This is a genomic window from Ideonella flava, assembly GCF_051857595.1.
GTDB lineage: Bacteria > Pseudomonadota > Gammaproteobacteria > Burkholderiales > Burkholderiaceae_C > Ideonella.
The window spans coordinates 238,434-253,732 of record NZ_JBPZHD010000008.1 but is presented as its reverse complement, the minus strand read 5'-3'; the positions used below and the strand labels follow the sequence as shown (position 1 = coordinate 253,732).

Annotated in this window: 15 protein-coding genes and 1 tRNA gene; 15 read left to right on the top strand and 1 reads right to left on the bottom strand. The window is 66.3% G+C overall.

What is annotated here, in order from left to right; all coding sequences use genetic code 11:
- Positions 1–7: 7 nt before the first annotated feature.
- The gene (locus tag ACS5PM_RS18885) at positions 8–880 is read right to left on the bottom strand and encodes a zinc metalloprotease (RefSeq protein ID WP_439389218.1); all 873 of its coding nucleotides are present in this window, start codon (positions 878–880) and stop codon (positions 8–10) included.
- 356 nt (positions 881–1,236) lie between these two features.
- Here ACS5PM_RS18885 and rpsO point away from each other — a divergent pair, with 356 nt between their 5' ends.
- The 15 genes from rpsO to nuoI all read left to right on the top strand — a co-directional run bounded on the left by rpsO (position 1,237) and on the right by nuoI (position 15,285).
- Positions 1,237–1,506 carry a 30S ribosomal protein S15 gene (gene rpsO / locus ACS5PM_RS18880; protein WP_439389217.1) on the top strand — a complete coding sequence of 90 codons (270 nt, stop codon included), beginning with the start codon at positions 1,237–1,239 and terminating at the stop codon, positions 1,504–1,506.
- 220 nt (positions 1,507–1,726) lie between these two features.
- Positions 1,727–4,024 (top strand): polyribonucleotide nucleotidyltransferase, encoded by a 2,298-nt coding sequence (pnp, locus tag ACS5PM_RS18875; protein WP_439389216.1) that lies wholly within the window; start codon positions 1,727–1,729, stop codon positions 4,022–4,024.
- Positions 4,025–4,042: 18 nt separating this feature from the next.
- Positions 4,043–5,038, top strand: a complete 996-nt coding sequence (locus tag ACS5PM_RS18870; RefSeq protein ID WP_439389215.1) for an NAD(P)H-quinone oxidoreductase — start codon at positions 4,043–4,045, stop codon at positions 5,036–5,038.
- A 17-nt stretch (positions 5,039–5,055) separates the two neighbouring features.
- Positions 5,056–5,796, top strand: coding sequence for a triose-phosphate isomerase (gene tpiA, locus ACS5PM_RS18865; protein WP_439389214.1), 741 nt, complete (start codon positions 5,056–5,058; stop codon positions 5,794–5,796).
- A gap of 47 nt (positions 5,797–5,843) precedes the next feature.
- Positions 5,844–6,212, top strand: coding sequence for a preprotein translocase subunit SecG (gene secG, locus ACS5PM_RS18860; RefSeq protein WP_439389213.1), 369 nt, complete (start codon positions 5,844–5,846; stop codon positions 6,210–6,212).
- A 189-nt stretch (positions 6,213–6,401) separates the two neighbouring features.
- Positions 6,402–6,486 (top strand) — tRNA-Leu (locus ACS5PM_RS18855).
- Positions 6,487–6,657: 171 nt separating this feature from the next.
- Positions 6,658–7,017, top strand: coding sequence for an NADH-quinone oxidoreductase subunit A (locus ACS5PM_RS18850; RefSeq protein WP_439389212.1), 360 nt, complete (start codon positions 6,658–6,660; stop codon positions 7,015–7,017).
- A 112-nt stretch (positions 7,018–7,129) separates the two neighbouring features.
- Entirely contained in the window at positions 7,130–7,606 is a 477-nt protein-coding gene (locus tag ACS5PM_RS18845; RefSeq protein WP_328577948.1) for a NuoB/complex I 20 kDa subunit family protein, read from the top strand.
- A 17-nt stretch (positions 7,607–7,623) separates the two neighbouring features.
- Positions 7,624–8,223, top strand: coding sequence for an NADH-quinone oxidoreductase subunit C (locus ACS5PM_RS18840; protein WP_439389211.1), 600 nt, complete (start codon positions 7,624–7,626; stop codon positions 8,221–8,223).
- A 13-nt stretch (positions 8,224–8,236) separates the two neighbouring features.
- Complete coding sequence (locus ACS5PM_RS18835; RefSeq protein WP_439389210.1) at positions 8,237–9,490, top strand: NADH-quinone oxidoreductase subunit D; 1,254 nt, start codon at positions 8,237–8,239, stop codon at positions 9,488–9,490.
- Positions 9,487–10,017, top strand: coding sequence for an NADH-quinone oxidoreductase subunit NuoE family protein (locus tag ACS5PM_RS18830; protein ID WP_439389209.1), 531 nt, complete (start codon positions 9,487–9,489; stop codon positions 10,015–10,017). The genes ACS5PM_RS18835 and ACS5PM_RS18830 overlap by 4 nt, the downstream gene beginning before the upstream one ends.
- 4 nt (positions 10,018–10,021) lie before the next feature.
- Positions 10,022–11,368 carry an NADH-quinone oxidoreductase subunit NuoF gene (gene nuoF / locus ACS5PM_RS18825; RefSeq protein ID WP_439389207.1) on the top strand — a complete coding sequence of 449 codons (1,347 nt, stop codon included), beginning with the start codon at positions 10,022–10,024 and terminating at the stop codon, positions 11,366–11,368.
- An 11-nt stretch (positions 11,369–11,379) separates the two neighbouring features.
- Complete coding sequence (gene nuoG, locus ACS5PM_RS18820; protein ID WP_439389206.1) at positions 11,380–13,698, top strand: NADH-quinone oxidoreductase subunit NuoG; 2,319 nt, start codon at positions 11,380–11,382, stop codon at positions 13,696–13,698.
- 8 nt (positions 13,699–13,706) lie between these two features.
- Positions 13,707–14,783 (top strand): NADH-quinone oxidoreductase subunit NuoH, encoded by a 1,077-nt coding sequence (gene nuoH, locus ACS5PM_RS18815; RefSeq protein ID WP_439389205.1) that lies wholly within the window; start codon positions 13,707–13,709, stop codon positions 14,781–14,783.
- Between the two features lie 4 nt (positions 14,784–14,787).
- A complete protein-coding gene (gene nuoI, locus ACS5PM_RS18810) occupies positions 14,788–15,285 on the top strand; it encodes an NADH-quinone oxidoreductase subunit NuoI (protein ID WP_439389204.1) in 498 nt (165 codons plus the stop codon).
- The last annotated feature ends 14 nt before the right edge of the window (positions 15,286–15,299 follow it).

The following is a 15,299-nucleotide window of genomic DNA, read 5'->3' as shown; positions in this document are numbered from 1 at the left end:
ACCGCGCTCAGTTGCTGCGGTACTGCTGGTGCATCTGGTCCATTCGCGTGGTCTGGTTGGCGGTGAACTGGTTCATGCAGCTGTCGTCCGTGTAGTCCATGAAGTTGGTGATCGGGTCCAGCCCCGCCTTGGTGGCGCAGCTGTCACGGCCCACCGGGCAACCGAAGGCGGCGGACTTCTCCGCCGGCGTGTCGCTCACGGAGTCGCCAGGGTTCTTGCAGCCGCCCTGGAAGGTGTGATACAGGCCCAGCCAATGGCCGATCTCGTGCGTGCCGGTGTCCCCCTCGTTGTAGGGCGCGGCATTGCCGCCAGGAACGCTGGAATACAGCACGACCACGCCGTCCATCTTGGGCTTGGAGGCGTAGTCGCTCGGAAAGGTCGCCCAGCCGAGCAGGCCGCCGCCGGGGTTCGCCGAGTACAGGTTCAGCGTTTCTGCGCCGCCCTTGCGCAGCGCCGTCTTGGCGTTCTTCTCGGCGGTCGAGCCGGGCGACATGGCGTACCAGGTCGCGTTGGTCGTGCGGTCGACGCCTGCGAGGCTGAAGGTGAACGGAGTGCCGGCATAGGCGGCGTTCAGCACGGCCATCTGGTCGTCGATCTGGGATTGCGGGATGTCCCCGTTGGAGATGCCCGCTCCCTTGTTGATGACATGGAACCAGACCGGGATGTCGACGGATGCGGCGGCCCGATGGGTCTCGCCCCCCCGAGCGTTCTTCATGCGCAGGAACGCGCTGAGGTTGTCGTCGATGCGGGCCCGCTCGGCCGGCTCGGGCGCGATGGTGTAGCAGCGGTGGCTGAGGATGTCGTCCTTGGCGGCGAAAGCCAGATTGACGGCTGCCAGCGTGGCGATCGCGGCGAGCAGGGCGGGGGTCTTGACGCGCATGAATGATCCTTCTTCAGGACGTTGCAAAGCGGCGCAGTATCGGAAGCGTCACCCGGCGCGGCAAGGCGGAATGCCCGCTGATGGGGTCGTCGCCACGCCGGCCGTGATGGTTCGTGATGATCGCGGCGACCATCTGTGACCGGCAGTAAGCCGGGACGGGCCCCGGAGCGCCCTTCGGCTATACTCCGCAGGTTTTGCGTTGCCGAGCTAAGAGCCCGTGCACGCAAGACAGGCACGACACGGGTCGGTTTCACCCGTGATCGCAAGTGAAAACCGGAGACCGTTCGGCCCGCCCCGCCGCAGCAAAGACTGCGCTTTCGGGCAGTCGGCGGCTTCCATCCATAAAGGAAATCGCCATGTCCGTGGCCGACATCAACAAAGCCGAGGTCGTCAAGACCCATGCCCGCGGCGCCGCCGACACCGGTTCGCCGGAAGTCCAGGTCGCTCTGCTGACCGCTCGCATCAACGAGCTGACGCCGCATTTCAAGGCCCACCTCAAGGACCACCACGGTCGCCGCGGTCTGCTGAAGATGGTCAACCAGCGCAAGCGCCTGCTGGCTTACCTGAAGGACAAGGACGCTGACCGCTACACCGCGCTGATCCACAAGCTGGGTTTGCGCAAGTAAGCTGCAGCCATCGCACGAGAGCCTGTCTGGAGTTCCACCCCAGCACAGGCTCTTTGTCTTTCGGTTCTTCGAAGGAGCAGGCAGCCACGGTTGTTGCTGTGTCATTCCAGGGGGCGGTCCAGGCGCCGCCCCCTGGAATGGCATACGACCCGCCGCCGCCCGTGCTCCCGGTCTCTCCCGGCGCCGCCGACAAGTGCGCCGCACATCGAAGGAGACTCTCATGAGCATGTTCAACAAGGTCACCAAGACCTTCCAATGGGGCCCGCACCAGGTCGTGATGGAAACCGGCGAAGTGGCCCGGCAATCCAGCGGCGCCGTCATCGTCAACATCGAAGACACCGTGGTGCTGGCCACGGTGGTGGCCAGGAAGGAAGCCAAGCCCGGCCAGGACTTCTTCCCGCTGACCGTCGACTACATCGAGAAGACCTATGCCGCCGGCAAGATCCCCGGCAGCTTCTTCAAGCGTGAAGGCCGCCCGAGCGAGCTGGAAACGCTGACCAGCCGCCTGATCGACCGTCCGATCCGCCCGCTGTTTCCTGATGGCTTCTTCAACGAAGTCCAGGTCGTCATCCATGTGCTGAGCCTGAACCCTGAAGTCCAGGCCGACATCGCCGCGATGATCGCCTCCAGCGCTGCGCTGGCCGTGTCCGGCATCCCGTTCAACGGCCCGATCGGGGCTGCGCGCGTCGGCTACATCAATGGCGAATACGTGCTGAACCCGGGCAAGACCCAGCTGGCCGATTCGAAGATGGACCTGGTCGTCGCCGGGACCGAAGCCGCCGTGCTGATGGTCGAATCCGAAGCCGACCAGCTGCCCGAAGACGTCATGCTCGGCGCCGTCGTCTATGGCCACGACCAGGGCAAGATCGCCATCAACGCGATCCATGAGCTGGTGCGCGACGCCGGCAAGCCGGTGTGGGAATGGCAGGCGCCGGCCAAGGACGAAGCCTTCATCGCCAAGGTCACGACCCTGGCCGAAGGCCCTCTGCGCGCCGCTTACCAGATTCGCTCCAAGCAGGCTCGCACGCAAGCCTGCCGCGAAGCCACTGCCAACGTGATGGCCTCGCTGAAGGCCGAGGGCGTGGACTTCGACAGCGTCGCCGTCGAAGGCCTGCTGTTCGAGATCGAGTCCCGCATCGTGCGGGGCCAGATCCTCGCCGGCGAGCCCCGCATCGATGGTCGCGACACCCGGACGGTCCGTGCGATCGAGATCCGCAACGGCGTGCTGCCGCGCGTGCACGGCTCGGCGCTGTTCACCCGCGGCGAGACGCAGGCGCTGGTCGCTGCCACGCTCGGCACCGAGCGCGATGCGCAGATGATCGATGCGCTGGCGGGCACGTACGACGAGCGCTTCATGCTGCACTACAACATGCCCCCGTTCGCCACTGGCGAAACCGGTCGCGTGGGCAGCCCGAAGCGTCGCGAGATCGGCCATGGCCGCCTGGCCAAGCGTGCGCTGGTCGCGGCGCTGCCCAGCAAGGAGGACTTCCCGTACACGATCCGCATCGTTTCGGAAATCACCGAATCGAACGGCTCGTCCTCGATGGCTTCGGTGTGCGGCGGCTGCCTGGCGCTGATGGACGCCGGCGTGCCGATGAAGGCCCACGTGGCCGGCATCGCCATGGGCCTGATCAAGGAAGCCAACCGCTTCGCCGTGCTGACCGACATCCTGGGCGACGAAGATCACCTGGGTGACATGGACTTCAAGGTGGCGGGCACGACCGCCGGCATCACCGCCCTGCAGATGGACATCAAGATCCAGGGCATCACGAAGGAAATCATGCAGGTCGCGCTGGCGCAAGCCAAGGAAGCGCGCATGCACATCCTGGGCAAGATGGTTGAGGCCATGGGTGAGGCCAAGACGGAAGTCAGCCAGTTCGCGCCGCGCCTGTACACGATGAAGATCAATCCGGAGAAGATCCGTGACGTGATCGGCAAGGGGGGGGCCACCATCCGCGCGCTGACCGAGGAAACCGGCACGACGATCGACATTGCCGAAGACGGCACGATCACGATCGCCTCGACCGATGGCGACAAGGCGGCGTACGCCAAGAAGCGCATCGAGGAGATCACGGCCGAAGCCGAGGTGGGCAAGGTCTATGAAGGCCCGATCACCAAGATCCTGGACTTCGGCGCCCTGGTCAACATCCTGCCCGGCAAGGACGGCCTGCTGCACATCAGCCAGATCGCGCACCAGCGCGTCGAGAAGGTCGAGGACTTCCTGAAGGAAGGCCAGATCGTCAAGGTGAAGGTGCTCGAGACCGACGAGAAGGGTCGCATCAAGCTGTCGATGAAGGCGCTCCTGGACCGGCCGGAAGGCATGGAAGAAGAGCGTTTCGAGCGCCCGCGCCGTGATTTCGGCGACCGCGGTGACCGTGGCGACCGAGGTGGTCGTGGCGAGCGCGGGGATCGAGGCGATCGCCCGCGCCGCGAACGCGCCGAGCAGCCGCGGCCCGAAGGCGGTTCGGAGGCGCCGGTCGAAGAAGGCCAGGACCAGCAGCAGCAACAGCAGCAATAAGCGGCACGGCAGCACGCCATGCGAGCGATAGCCATCCGCGAGTTCGGCGCCCCCGAGGTGCTGGTCGAGGTCGAGCGGCCCGATCCGCAACCGGGCGCGGGTGAACTGCTCATCCGGGTCACGGCCTCGGGTGTCAACAGGCCTGATGTGTTCCAGCGCAAGGGCGCCTATGCGCCCCCGCCCGGCGCATCCGACCTGCCGGGCCTGGAGGTGGCCGGGACCATCGCGGCCGGTGACCCGGCCGAGTTGGCGGCGGCCGGGCTGAAGCTGGGCGACCGTGTCTGCGCGCTGGTCGCCGGGGGCGGCTACGCAGCGCTCTGCGTGGCTCCCATCCCGCAATGCCTGCCTGTGCCGGCCGGCCTGGGCGACATCGAGGCGGCGTCCCTGCCCGAGACCTTCTTCACCGTCTGGTCGAACGTGTTCGACCGGGGTGGACTGAAGGCCGGCGAGACGCTGCTGGTGCAAGGCGGATCCTCGGGCATCGGCGTGACCGCCATCCAGCTCGGCAAGGCGTTCGGTGCCAGCGTGATCGTGACGGCGGGCAGCGACGACAAGTGCGCGGCCTGCCTGTCGCTCGGCGCCGATCAGGCGATCAACTACCGATCGGCCGACTTCGTCGAGGAGGTCAAGCGCCTGACCGCAGGACGCGGCGCGGACGTGGTGCTCGACATGGTGGCCGGCGACTACGTCGGTCGCGAACTCCGGTGCCTGGCCGACGATGGCCGCATCGTGATCATCGCCGTGCAGGGTGGGGTGAAGAGCGAGATCAACGCGGGCGAGGTTCTGCGCCGCCGCCTGACGGTGACTGGCTCGACCCTTCGGCCGCGCTCGGTGGCCTTCAAGGGGGCGATCGCCGGTGCGCTGCGCGAGAAGGTCTGGCCGCTGCTGGAAGCCGGCCGGATCAGGCCGGTGATCGAGCGGGTGTTCGAGGCCGCCGACGCCGCGGCTGCCCATGCCCTGATGGAATCCGGCCAGCACGTCGGCAAGATCGTGCTGCGCTGGACGAACGAATAAGCAAGGGACACGAAAAGATGCGACGCAATCTGGTGGCCGGCAACTGGAAGATGCATGGCAGCCACAAGGCCAACGCCGAGTTGCTGGCCGGCATCGTCGGCGCGCGGCCCTATGCCTGCGACGTGGCGGTCTGCGTGCCGTTCCCCTACCTGTCGGAAACGGCGGTGGCCCTGGCGGGTAGCGACATCCGGTGGGGTGCGCAGGATTGCTCGGTGCATGAGCAGGGTGCCTACACCGGCGAGGTTTCGGCCGGCATGCTGCACGAGTTCGGTTGCCGCTACGTCATCGTCGGCCATTCCGAGCGCCGCGCCTACCACGGCGAGGAAGACCAGCTGGTCGCCGACAAGGCGAAGGCGGCGCTGGCCCGCGGCGTGACGCCCATCGTCTGCGTGGGCGAGACGCTCGCCCAGCGCGAGGCCGGAGAGACGGACATGGTCGTCAAGCGCCAGCTGTCCGCCGTCATCCACACCCTGGGCCACTGCGCAGGCGAGATGGTCGTGGCCTACGAGCCGGTGTGGGCGATCGGCACCGGCCGGACGGCCACGACCGAACAGGCCCAGGCCGTGCACGCGCTGCTGCGCGCCCAGCTTCGCGCGGCCACGCCTCACGCGGACGACATGCAGATCCTCTACGGCGGCAGCGTCAAGCCCGACAACGCAGCCGCTCTTTTCGCCCAACCCGACATCGATGGCGGGTTGATCGGCGGTGCTTCGCTGAAGGCCGCCGACTTCGTCGCCATCTGCCGCGCTGCGGGCTGACCCGCCCGGCGCAAGCAACTCAAGAGATCTTTCGGAGTCTTCACAACATGCAAATCTGGATGAACCTGCTGGTCGTGCTGCAGATGCTTTCGGCCATCGCCATGATCGGCTTGGTGCTCGTGCAGCACGGCAAGGGAGCCGACATGGGCGCCTCGTTTGGCAGCGGCGCCTCGGGCAGCCTGTTCGGTGCCACGGGCAGCGCGAACTTTCTTTCGCGGTCCACGGCGGTCTGCGCGAGCGTCTTCTTCGTCGCCACGCTGGGGCTGGCCTTCCTGTCCGGCGGTTCGAACCAGGCGGCGCCCGACGGCAGCGTGCTCGATCGCCCCGCAATCAGCGCGTCCCCGGCTTCGGCGGCAGGTTCCGCCGCCGTCCCGGCTCCCGCTGCCTCGGCGGGCCCGGCGATCCCGACCCAGTGAGTCGCCGACGGGGGCTGTATCAGGAACGCATAAGGATGGTGCGTCGATGCGGCAAAACCCTCGGGACGGCTTCATATTCCGGCTAGAATCTTAGGCTGTTCAGTGAGCGATCCTCATGCCAGCTGAACGGCTTGAGCCCAAGCGGGCCTGCAAGGTTCCGCAAGGGGGCCTTGCAAGGCTTGTGAAAGCGCCGACGTGGTGAAATTGGTAGACACGCTATCTTGAGGGGGTAGTGGCGAAAGCTGTGCGAGTTCGAGTCTCGCCGTCGGCACCAGATCTTTCCTCGGGCAGGCCCTCATCCGGCGTCTGACCGAGCGCCCTGACACAGGCAGGGCAGAGCCGGGCGCGCAAGGTTCGGTGGGTTGAGGCGAAGCTTCAACCAGTCGGGCCGCGCGCCTTTCTCATGGCCGGATGGGATCACTGACGACCGCCGGAACACCCGACCATGGACCTGCAACCCTACCTGCCCGTCATCCTCTTCATCCTGGTCGGCGCGGCGGTCGGCGTGCTGCCCCAGATCCTCGGCTTTGTCTTCGGGCCCAACCGGCCGGACGCCGAAAAGAACTCTCCGTATGAATGCGGCTTCGAGGCCTTCGAAGACGCTCGCATGAAGTTCGACGTTCGCTACTACCTGGTGGCGATCCTGTTCATCCTGTTCGACCTCGAGATCGCGTTCCTCTTCCCGTGGGCGGTCTCGCTGAAGGAAATCGGCGCGTCAGGCTTCTGGGCCATGATGGTCTTCCTGGCCATCCTCGTCGTCGGCTTCATCTACGAATGGAAGAAGGGCGCTCTCGACTGGGAATGATGGTGCCCCCCGTCTGACGAGCATGTCGGCCGCTCCCCCGGACGGGAGGCGGGCCGGCTCGGGAGCGGCCCCGCGCTCGGCCCGCACGGCCGCGACGCATTGGACTACTGCAATGGGTATTGAAGGCGTACTGAAAGAAGGCTTCGTCACCACCTCGGTCGACAAGCTGGTGAACTGGTCCAAGACCGGTTCGTTGTGGCCCATGACCTTCGGTCTGGCCTGCTGTGCGGTCGAGATGATGCATGCGGGCGCGGCGCGCTACGACATCGACCGTTTCGGCATGCTGTTCCGGCCGAGCCCGCGCCAGAGCGATCTGATGATCGTCGCCGGCACGCTGTGCAACAAGATGGCGCCGGCCTTGCGCAAGGTCTACGACCAGATGGCCGAGCCGCGCTGGGTGCTTTCGATGGGCTCCTGTGCCAACGGCGGCGGCTACTACCACTACAGCTATTCGGTGGTGCGCGGCTGTGACCGCATCGTGCCGGTCGATGTCTACGTGCCCGGGTGCCCACCCACGGCCGAGGCGCTGCTCTACGGCATCCTGCAGCTGCAGGCCAAGATCCGCCGCGAAAACACGATCGCGCGCTAGTTCGCCCCAAGGCAAGCATGACCCAGAAACTCGACAGCCTGCAGGCGGCGCTAGAAGCCGTGCTCGGCGGGCGCATCAAGGACTTCAAGCGCGATCGCGGCGAGATCACCATCACGGTGGCAGCCGCCGACTGGCTCGCGGTGGCTGCGACCCTGCGCGACGATTCGCGGCTGCGCTTCGAGCAGCTGGTCGACCTGTGCGGCATGGACATGTCCGTCTACAGAGACGAGCCGACCGATGGCCTGCGCTTCGTCGTTGTCTCGCATCTGCTGTCGGTGAGCCTGAACTGGCGAGTGCGGGTCAAGGTCTTTGCGCCCGAAGACGACCTGCCCGTGGTGCCTTCGATCACAGGCGTGTGGAACTCGGCGAACTGGTTCGAGCGCGAGGCTTTCGACCTGTACGGAATCATCTTCGAAGGCCACGCGGACCTGCGCCGCCTGCTGACCGACTACGGCTTCATCGGCCATCCGATGCGCAAGGACTTCCCGGTCTCCGGCCATGTCGAGATGCGCTACGACAGCGAGACGCGCCGCGTCGTCTACCAGCCGGTGACGATCGAGCCGCGCGAGATCACGCCGCGCGTGATCCGCGAAGACAACTACGGCGGCCTGCACTGAACCGACAAGCGTCATGGCAGAGATCAAGAACTACACCCTCAACTTCGGCCCTCAGCACCCGGCCGCGCACGGCGTGCTGCGCCTCGTGCTCGAGCTCGACGGCGAGGTGATCCAGCGCGCCGATCCGCACATCGGCCTGCTGCACCGCGCCACCGAGAAGCTGGCCGAGACCAAGACCTTCATCCAGTCGCTGCCCTACATGGACCGACTCGACTACGTGTCGATGATGTCCAACGAGCATGCGTACTGCCTGGCCATCGAGCGGCTGCTGGGCATCGACGTGCCGCTGCGCGCGCAGTACATCCGCGTGATGTTCGCCGAGCTCACGCGCCTGTTGAACCACCTGCTGTGGCTGGGGGCGCACGGGCTGGATTGCGGCGCGATGAACATCCTCATCTACTGCTTCCGCGAGCGTGAGGACCTGTTCGACATGTACGAGGCGGTGTCGGGCGCTCGCATGCACGCGGCCTACTTCCGTCCCGGGGGTGTCTACCGCGACCTGCCGGACGCGATGCCTCAGTACAGCGTCAACAAGATCAGGAACGAGCGGGCGATCAAGAAGCTCAACGAGAACCGCCAAGGCTCGCTGCTGGACTTCATCGAGGACTTCTGCAAGCGCTTCCCGAAGAACGTCGACGACTACGAGACGCTACTGACGGACAACCGCATCTGGAAGCAACGCACCGTCGGCATCGGTGTCGTGTCGCCCGAGCGTGCCCTCAACCTGGGCTTCAGCGGCCCGATGCTGCGCGGCTCGGGCATCGCCTGGGATCTGCGCAAGACGCAGCCGTACGACGTCTACGCGAACATGGACTTCGACGTTCCCGTCGGCGTCAACGGCGACACCTACGACCGCTACCTGGTGCGCATCGAGGAGCTGCGCCAGTCCAACCGCATCGTCATGCAGTGCGTGGATTGGCTGCGAAAGAACCCGGGCCCGGTCATCACCGACAACCACAAGGTGGCGCCGCCTTCGCGCGTGGACATGAAGTCCAGCATGGAGGAGCTGATCCACCACTTCAAGCTCTTCACCGAAGGCTTCCACGTGCCCGAAGGCGAGGCCTACGCGGCGGTCGAGCACCCCAAGGGCGAGTTCGGCATCTACCTGGTCAGCGACGGCGCGAACAAGCCGTACCGGCTGAAGATCCGCGCCCCGGGCTTCCCGCACCTGGCGGCCCTGGACGAGATGGCGCGCGGCCACATGATCGCCGACGCCGTCGCGGTCATCGGCACCATGGACATCGTGTTTGGCGAGATCGATCGATGAGCTTGAACGAATCCACCAAGGCCCGCGCGTCGACGCTCAATGCGTCGACCCTCGAGCGATTCTCGAAGGAAGTCGCCAAGTACCCGGCCGAGCAAAGGCAGTCGGCCGTGATGGCTTGCCTGGCCATCGTCCAGCAGGAGCAGGGCTGGGTCTCGGCCGAGGCCGAAGCGCAGGTCGCCGACTACCTCGGCATGCCCGCCATTGCGGTGCGCGAGGTGACGACCTTCTACAACATGTACAACCAGCAGCCGGTCGGCAAGTACAAGCTGAACGTCTGCACCAACCTGCCGTGCCAGCTGCGTGACGGACAGAAGGCGCTGGAGCACCTGTGCCGATCGCTCGGCATCGAGGATGGCGGCACTTCGGCCGATGGCCTGTTCACCGTGGCCAAGTGCGAATGCCTGGGCGCTTGCGCCGATGCGCCGGTGATGCTGGTCAACGATCGCCAGATGCTCAGCTACATGGAGCCGGCCAAGCTCGACGAGCTGATCGGCCTGATCCGGGCGGAAGAAGGAAAGGTGGCCTGAAGCCATGGCGCTCGATCTCTCCCGCTTCCAGGCCACCGGCCGCGAAACCTGTTTCCATGACCGCCATGTCGGCGCGCAGATCTATGCCGGCCTGAACGGGGCCAACTGGCGCCTGGCCGACTACCAGGCGCGTGGCGGCTACCAGGCCCTGCGCAAGGTGCTGGGCGTCCACGGCGGCTCGCCGATGACCCCCGACCAGGTGATCGCCGAGGTCAAGGGCTCGGGCCTGCGCGGCCGTGGCGGCGCGGGCTTCCCGACCGGCCTGAAATGGAGCTTCATGCCGCGGGCCTTCCCCGGCCAGAAGTACCTCGTCTGCAACTCCGACGAAGGCGAGCCGGGCACCTGCAAGGATCGCGACATCCTTCGCTACAACCCGCATATCGTGATCGAGGGCATGGCCATCGCCGCCTACGCGATGGGGATCTCCGTCGGCTACAACTACATCCACGGCGAGATCTTCGATGTCTACGAGCGCTTCGAGGAGGCGCTGGAAGAGGCGAGGGCGGCCGGCCTGCTGGGCAACAACATCCTGGGTTCGAGCCACAGCTTCCAGCTGCATGCTCACCACGGCTTCGGCGCCTACATCTGCGGCGAAGAAACGGCGCTGCTCGAGTCGCTCGAAGGCAAGAAGGGCCAGCCCCGCTTCAAGCCGCCGTTCCCGGCCAGCTTCGGCCTCTACGGCAAGCCGACCACGATCAACAACACCGAGACCTTTGCCGCGGTGCCCTGGATCATCGTCAACGGCGGCCAGGCGTACCTCGAGTGCGGCAAGCCGAACAACGGCGGCACCAAGATCTACTCCATGGTCGGTGACGTCGAACGGCCCGGCAACTACGAGATCCCGATGGGCACGCCCTTCGCGAAGCTGCTGGAGCTGGCCGGCGGCGTCAAGGGCGGCCGCAAGCTCAAGGCCGTGATCCCCGGCGGTTCGTCCGCACCCGTGCTGCCCGCCTCGGTGATGATGGACTGCACGATGGACTACGACTCCATCGCCAAGGCGGGCTCCATGCTCGGCTCTGGCGCGGTCATCGTCATGGACGACACCCGCTGCATGGTCAAGAGCCTGCTGCGCCTGTCCTACTTCTACACCCACGAGTCCTGCGGGCAGTGCACCCCATGCCGCGAAGGCACGGGCTGGCTCTGGCGCCTCGTCAATCGCATCGAGCACGGCGAAGGCCGTGCCGACGACCTGGCGCTGCTGGACAACGTGGCCGAGAACATCATGGGCCGCACGATCTGTGCGCTCGGCGATGCGGCGGCGATGCCCGTGCGCGGCATGCTGAAGCACTTCCGCGACGAATTCGCCCACCACGTCGAGCACAAGACCTGCATGGTCCCGGCCTACGTCTAAAAGCATCCGCCATGGTTGAAATCGAACTCGACGGCAAGAAGGTCAGCGTCGTGGAAGGCAGCATGGTGATGCATGCTGCCGACGCCGCCGGCACCTACATCCCGCACTTCTGCTACCACAAGAAGCTCTCGATCGCGGCCAACTGCCGCATGTGCCTGGTCGAGGTGGAGAAGGCGCCCAAGCCCATGCCTGCCTGCGCCACGCCGGTGACGCAGGGCATGGTGGTGCGCACCAAGAGCGACAAGGCCATCAAGGCCCAGCAGTCGGTGATGGAGTTCCTCCTCATCAACCACCCGCTGGACTGCCCGATCTGCGACCAGGGCGGCGAATGCCAGCTCCAGGACCTGGCCGTGGGCTATGGCGCCTCGGCCTCGCGCTACCAGGAAGAAAAGCGCGTCGTCTTCCACAAGAACATCGGTCCGCTGATCTCCATGGAGGAGATGAGCCGCTGCATCCACTGCACCCGCTGCGTCCGCTTCGGCCAGGAAGTGGCCGGGATCATGGAGCTCGGCATGCAGCACCGTGGCGAGCATTCCGAGATCACGACCTTCGTCGGGCGCTCGGTGGATTCGGAGCTGTCGGGCAACATGATCGACGTCTGCCCGGTCGGCGCGCTCACCAGCAAGCCCTTCCGCTACTCAGCCCGCACCTGGGAACTCTCGCGTCGCAAGAGCGTGAGCCCGCACGATTCGACCGGCTCCAACCTCGTCGTGCAGGTGAAGAACCACCAGGTCATGCGCGTCCTGCCGCTGGAGAACGAGGACGTCAACGAGTGCTGGATCGCCGACCGCGATCGCTTCAGCTACGAAGCGCTGAACAGCCCCTCGCGCCTGACCCAGCCCATGATCAAGCAGGGCGGCCAGTGGCAGACGGTGGACTGGAACACGGCGCTGGGCTATGTGGCCGACGGCCTGAAGCGGGTCAAGGCAGAGTTCGGTGCCGAAAGCATGGGCGCGCTGGGCAGCGTGCATTCGACCGTCGAGGAGCTTCACCTGCTGGCCAAGCTGGTGCGAGGCCTGGGCAGCGACAACATCGACCATCGCCTGCGCCACGCCGATTTCACGGCCGGCGAGGGCGCTCAGTGGCTGGGCACTTCGATCGCCTCGCTGTCCAAGCTCGACCGCGTGCTGGTCATCGGCTCGTTCCTGCGCAAGGACCATCCGCTGTTCGCCCAGCGCATCCGCCAGGCGGCGCGCCATGGCGCCCGCGTGCTGAGCTTGTCGGCCACCGCCGATGACTGGGCCATGCCGGTGGCGGCCCGCATCACCGTCGCGCCGGCCGAGTGGGCCCAGGCCCTCGCCGACGTGGCCGGCTACGTGGCCAGCGCACGCGGCGTGCAGGCACCTGCGCCAGGGCGCGAATCCCCGCAGGCCGAAGCCGTGGCGCAGGCCCTGATGTCCGGCGAGCGCAGGGCCATCCTGCTGGGCAACGCGGCGGCTCAGCATCCCGAAGCTTCCGCGCTGCTGGGCCTGGCCAACTGGCTCGGCGAGCAGACCGGCGCGACCGTCGGCTTCCTGACCGACGGTGCGAACCGGGTGGGGGCCCAGATCGTCGGCGCCCAGCCGCTCAACGGTGGTTTGAACGCGGGCCAGATGCTGTCGCAACCGATGAAGGCTCTGCTGCTGCTGAATGTGGAGCCCGTGCTCGACGCCGCCAATGCAGCCGCCGCAAAGACGGCCTTGCAGGGCAGCGGCCTCGTCGTGGCCCTGACGCCGTTCAAGGATGCAGCGGTCGACAACGCGGACGTGCTGCTGCCCATCGCACCGTTCAGCGAGACGGGCGGCAGCTTCGTCAATGCCGAAGGGCGTTTGCAATCCTTCCACGGCGTGGTCCGCTCGCTGGGCGACAGCCGCCCGGCCTGGAAGGTTCTTCGGGTGCTGGGCAATCTTCTCGGCGTGGCCGGCTTCGGCCAGGAATCCGTGGAGGAGGTCCGTGCCGAGGCGCTGGGTGACGTTGCATCGCTGCGCGATCGCCTTTCGAACCGGACCGCTGCCTGGGTGCAGCCCCTCGCGGCGCTTCCCGGCGGCCTGCATCGCGTGGCTGACGTGCCCATCTACTGCACCGATGGGCTGGTGCGCCGCGCGGTCTCGCTGCAGCTGACGGCCGATGCCAGGACGGCGCCGGTGGCCAGCCTGCCGAAGGCGCTGTGGGATCAACTCGGCCTCGCCGAAGGCGCCCGGGTCCGCGTCTCTCAAGGTGACGCCTGGGCGATCTTGCCGGCCCGGCTCGATGCCGGCCTCGCGACCGGGGCCGTGCGCGTGCCCGCCGGCCATCCGGACACCGCCGCGCTGGGCCCGATGTTCGGCGCCATCGCTGTCGAGAAAGCCTGAAGAACACCATGATCGACCAACTCAACCAGTTCGGCAGCACGCTGATCGCCGCCACGTGGTGGCAGGGCGTGGCCTGGCCGGTGATCTGGAGCCTGATCAAGATCGTCGTGGTGATGCTCCCGCTGCTGGGCTGCGTGGCGTACCTGACGCTGTGGGAACGCAAGGCCATTGGCTGGTCGCAGATCCGGCCGGGTCCCAACCGTGTCGGTCCTGCCGGCCTGCTGACCCCGATCGCCGATGCGGTCAAGCTGATCTTCAAGGAGATCATCCGACCGACGGCAGCGAACAAGGGCCTGTTCTTCCTCGGGCCGGTGATGACGATCATGCCGGCGCTCGCCGCCTGGGCGGTCATCCCCTTCGGCCCCGACGTGGCGCTGGCCAACGTCAACGCGGGCCTGCTGTTCCTGATGGCCATCACCTCGATGGAGGTCTACGGCGTGATCATCGCCGGCTGGGCCTCCAACTCGAAGTACGCCTTCCTCGGCGCGCTGCGCGCGTCGGCCCAGATGGTGTCCTACGAGATCGCGATGGGCTTCGCGCTGGTCGTGGTCCTCATGGTGTCGGGCAGCCTGAACATGACCGAGATCGTCATGGGGCAGGGCAAGGGACGCATGGCGGAGATGGGCCTGGGCGTGCTGTCCTGGAACTGGCTGCCGCTGCTGCCGATCTTTCTCGTCTACTTCATCTCCGGCCTGGCCGAGACGAACCGCCACCCGTTCGACGTGGTGGAAGGCGAGTCCGAGATCGTGGCTGGTCACATGATCGAGTACTCGGGCATGGCGTTCGCGATGTTCTTCCTCGCGGAATACGCCAACATGATCCTGGTCTCGATGTTGTGCGTGCTCATGTTCCTGGGCGGCTGGCTGAGCCCGTTTGCCTTCCTGAGCTTCATCCCCGGATGGATCTGGCTGGCCATCAAGGTCTTCATGGTCGCCACGATGTTCCTGTGGGTGCGTGCCACCTTCCCCCGCTTCCGCTACGACCAGATCATGCGCCTGGGCTGGAAGATCTTCATCCCGGTCACGCTCGTGTGGCTGATCGTCGTGGGTCTGTGGATCCAGTCGCCTCTCAACATCTGGCAGTAACACCATGTCTGCTGTCGCTTCCCTCAAAGACGTCCTTTCCAGCTTCCTGCTGACGGAGCTGTGGAAGGGCCTGATGCTCACCGGGCGCCATTTCCTGTCGCCCACCATCACCGTGCAGTTCCCGGAAGAGAAGACGCCGCTTTCGCCGCGCTTTCGTGGCTTGCATGCGCTGCGCCGGTACGAGAACGGCGAAGAGCGCTGCATCGCCTGCAAGCTCTGCGAAGCGGTGTGCCCGGCCCTGGCCATCACCATCGAATCCGACGTGCGCGACGACGGCACCCGCCGCACCACGCGCTACGACATCGACCTGACGAAGTGCATCTTCTGCGGCTTCTGCGAAGAGAGCTGCCCGGTCGACTCGATCGTCGAGACGCACATCTTCGAATACCACGGCGAGAAGCGCGGCGACCTGTACTTCACCAAGGACATGCTGCTCGCGGTCGGTGACCGCTACGAGAAGGAAATCGCCGCCAACAAGGAGGCCGACGCCAAGTACCGCTGACCGCGGACGCTGCG

Coding starts and splice junctions, on each gene's coding strand:
- ACS5PM_RS18885 (WP_439389218.1), bottom strand. CDS start 880: ATGCGCGTCAAGACCCCCGCCCTGCTCGCCGCGATCGCCACGCTGGCA.
- nuoI (WP_439389204.1), top strand. CDS start 14,788: ATGTCTGCTGTCGCTTCCCTCAAAGACGTCCTTTCCAGCTTCCTGCTG.
- rpsO (WP_439389217.1), top strand. CDS start 1,237: ATGTCCGTGGCCGACATCAACAAAGCCGAGGTCGTCAAGACCCATGCC.
- nuoF (WP_439389207.1), top strand. CDS start 10,022: ATGGCGCTCGATCTCTCCCGCTTCCAGGCCACCGGCCGCGAAACCTGT.
- tpiA (WP_439389214.1), top strand. CDS start 5,056: ATGCGACGCAATCTGGTGGCCGGCAACTGGAAGATGCATGGCAGCCAC.
- ACS5PM_RS18840 (WP_439389211.1), top strand. CDS start 7,624: ATGACCCAGAAACTCGACAGCCTGCAGGCGGCGCTAGAAGCCGTGCTC.
- ACS5PM_RS18835 (WP_439389210.1), top strand. CDS start 8,237: ATGGCAGAGATCAAGAACTACACCCTCAACTTCGGCCCTCAGCACCCG.
- pnp (WP_439389216.1), top strand. CDS start 1,727: ATGAGCATGTTCAACAAGGTCACCAAGACCTTCCAATGGGGCCCGCAC.
- nuoH (WP_439389205.1), top strand. CDS start 13,707: ATGATCGACCAACTCAACCAGTTCGGCAGCACGCTGATCGCCGCCACG.
- secG (WP_439389213.1), top strand. CDS start 5,844: ATGCAAATCTGGATGAACCTGCTGGTCGTGCTGCAGATGCTTTCGGCC.
- nuoG (WP_439389206.1), top strand. CDS start 11,380: ATGGTTGAAATCGAACTCGACGGCAAGAAGGTCAGCGTCGTGGAAGGC.
- ACS5PM_RS18845 (WP_328577948.1), top strand. CDS start 7,130: ATGGGTATTGAAGGCGTACTGAAAGAAGGCTTCGTCACCACCTCGGTC.
- ACS5PM_RS18870 (WP_439389215.1), top strand. CDS start 4,043: ATGCGAGCGATAGCCATCCGCGAGTTCGGCGCCCCCGAGGTGCTGGTC.
- ACS5PM_RS18850 (WP_439389212.1), top strand. CDS start 6,658: ATGGACCTGCAACCCTACCTGCCCGTCATCCTCTTCATCCTGGTCGGC.
- ACS5PM_RS18830 (WP_439389209.1), top strand. CDS start 9,487: ATGAGCTTGAACGAATCCACCAAGGCCCGCGCGTCGACGCTCAATGCG.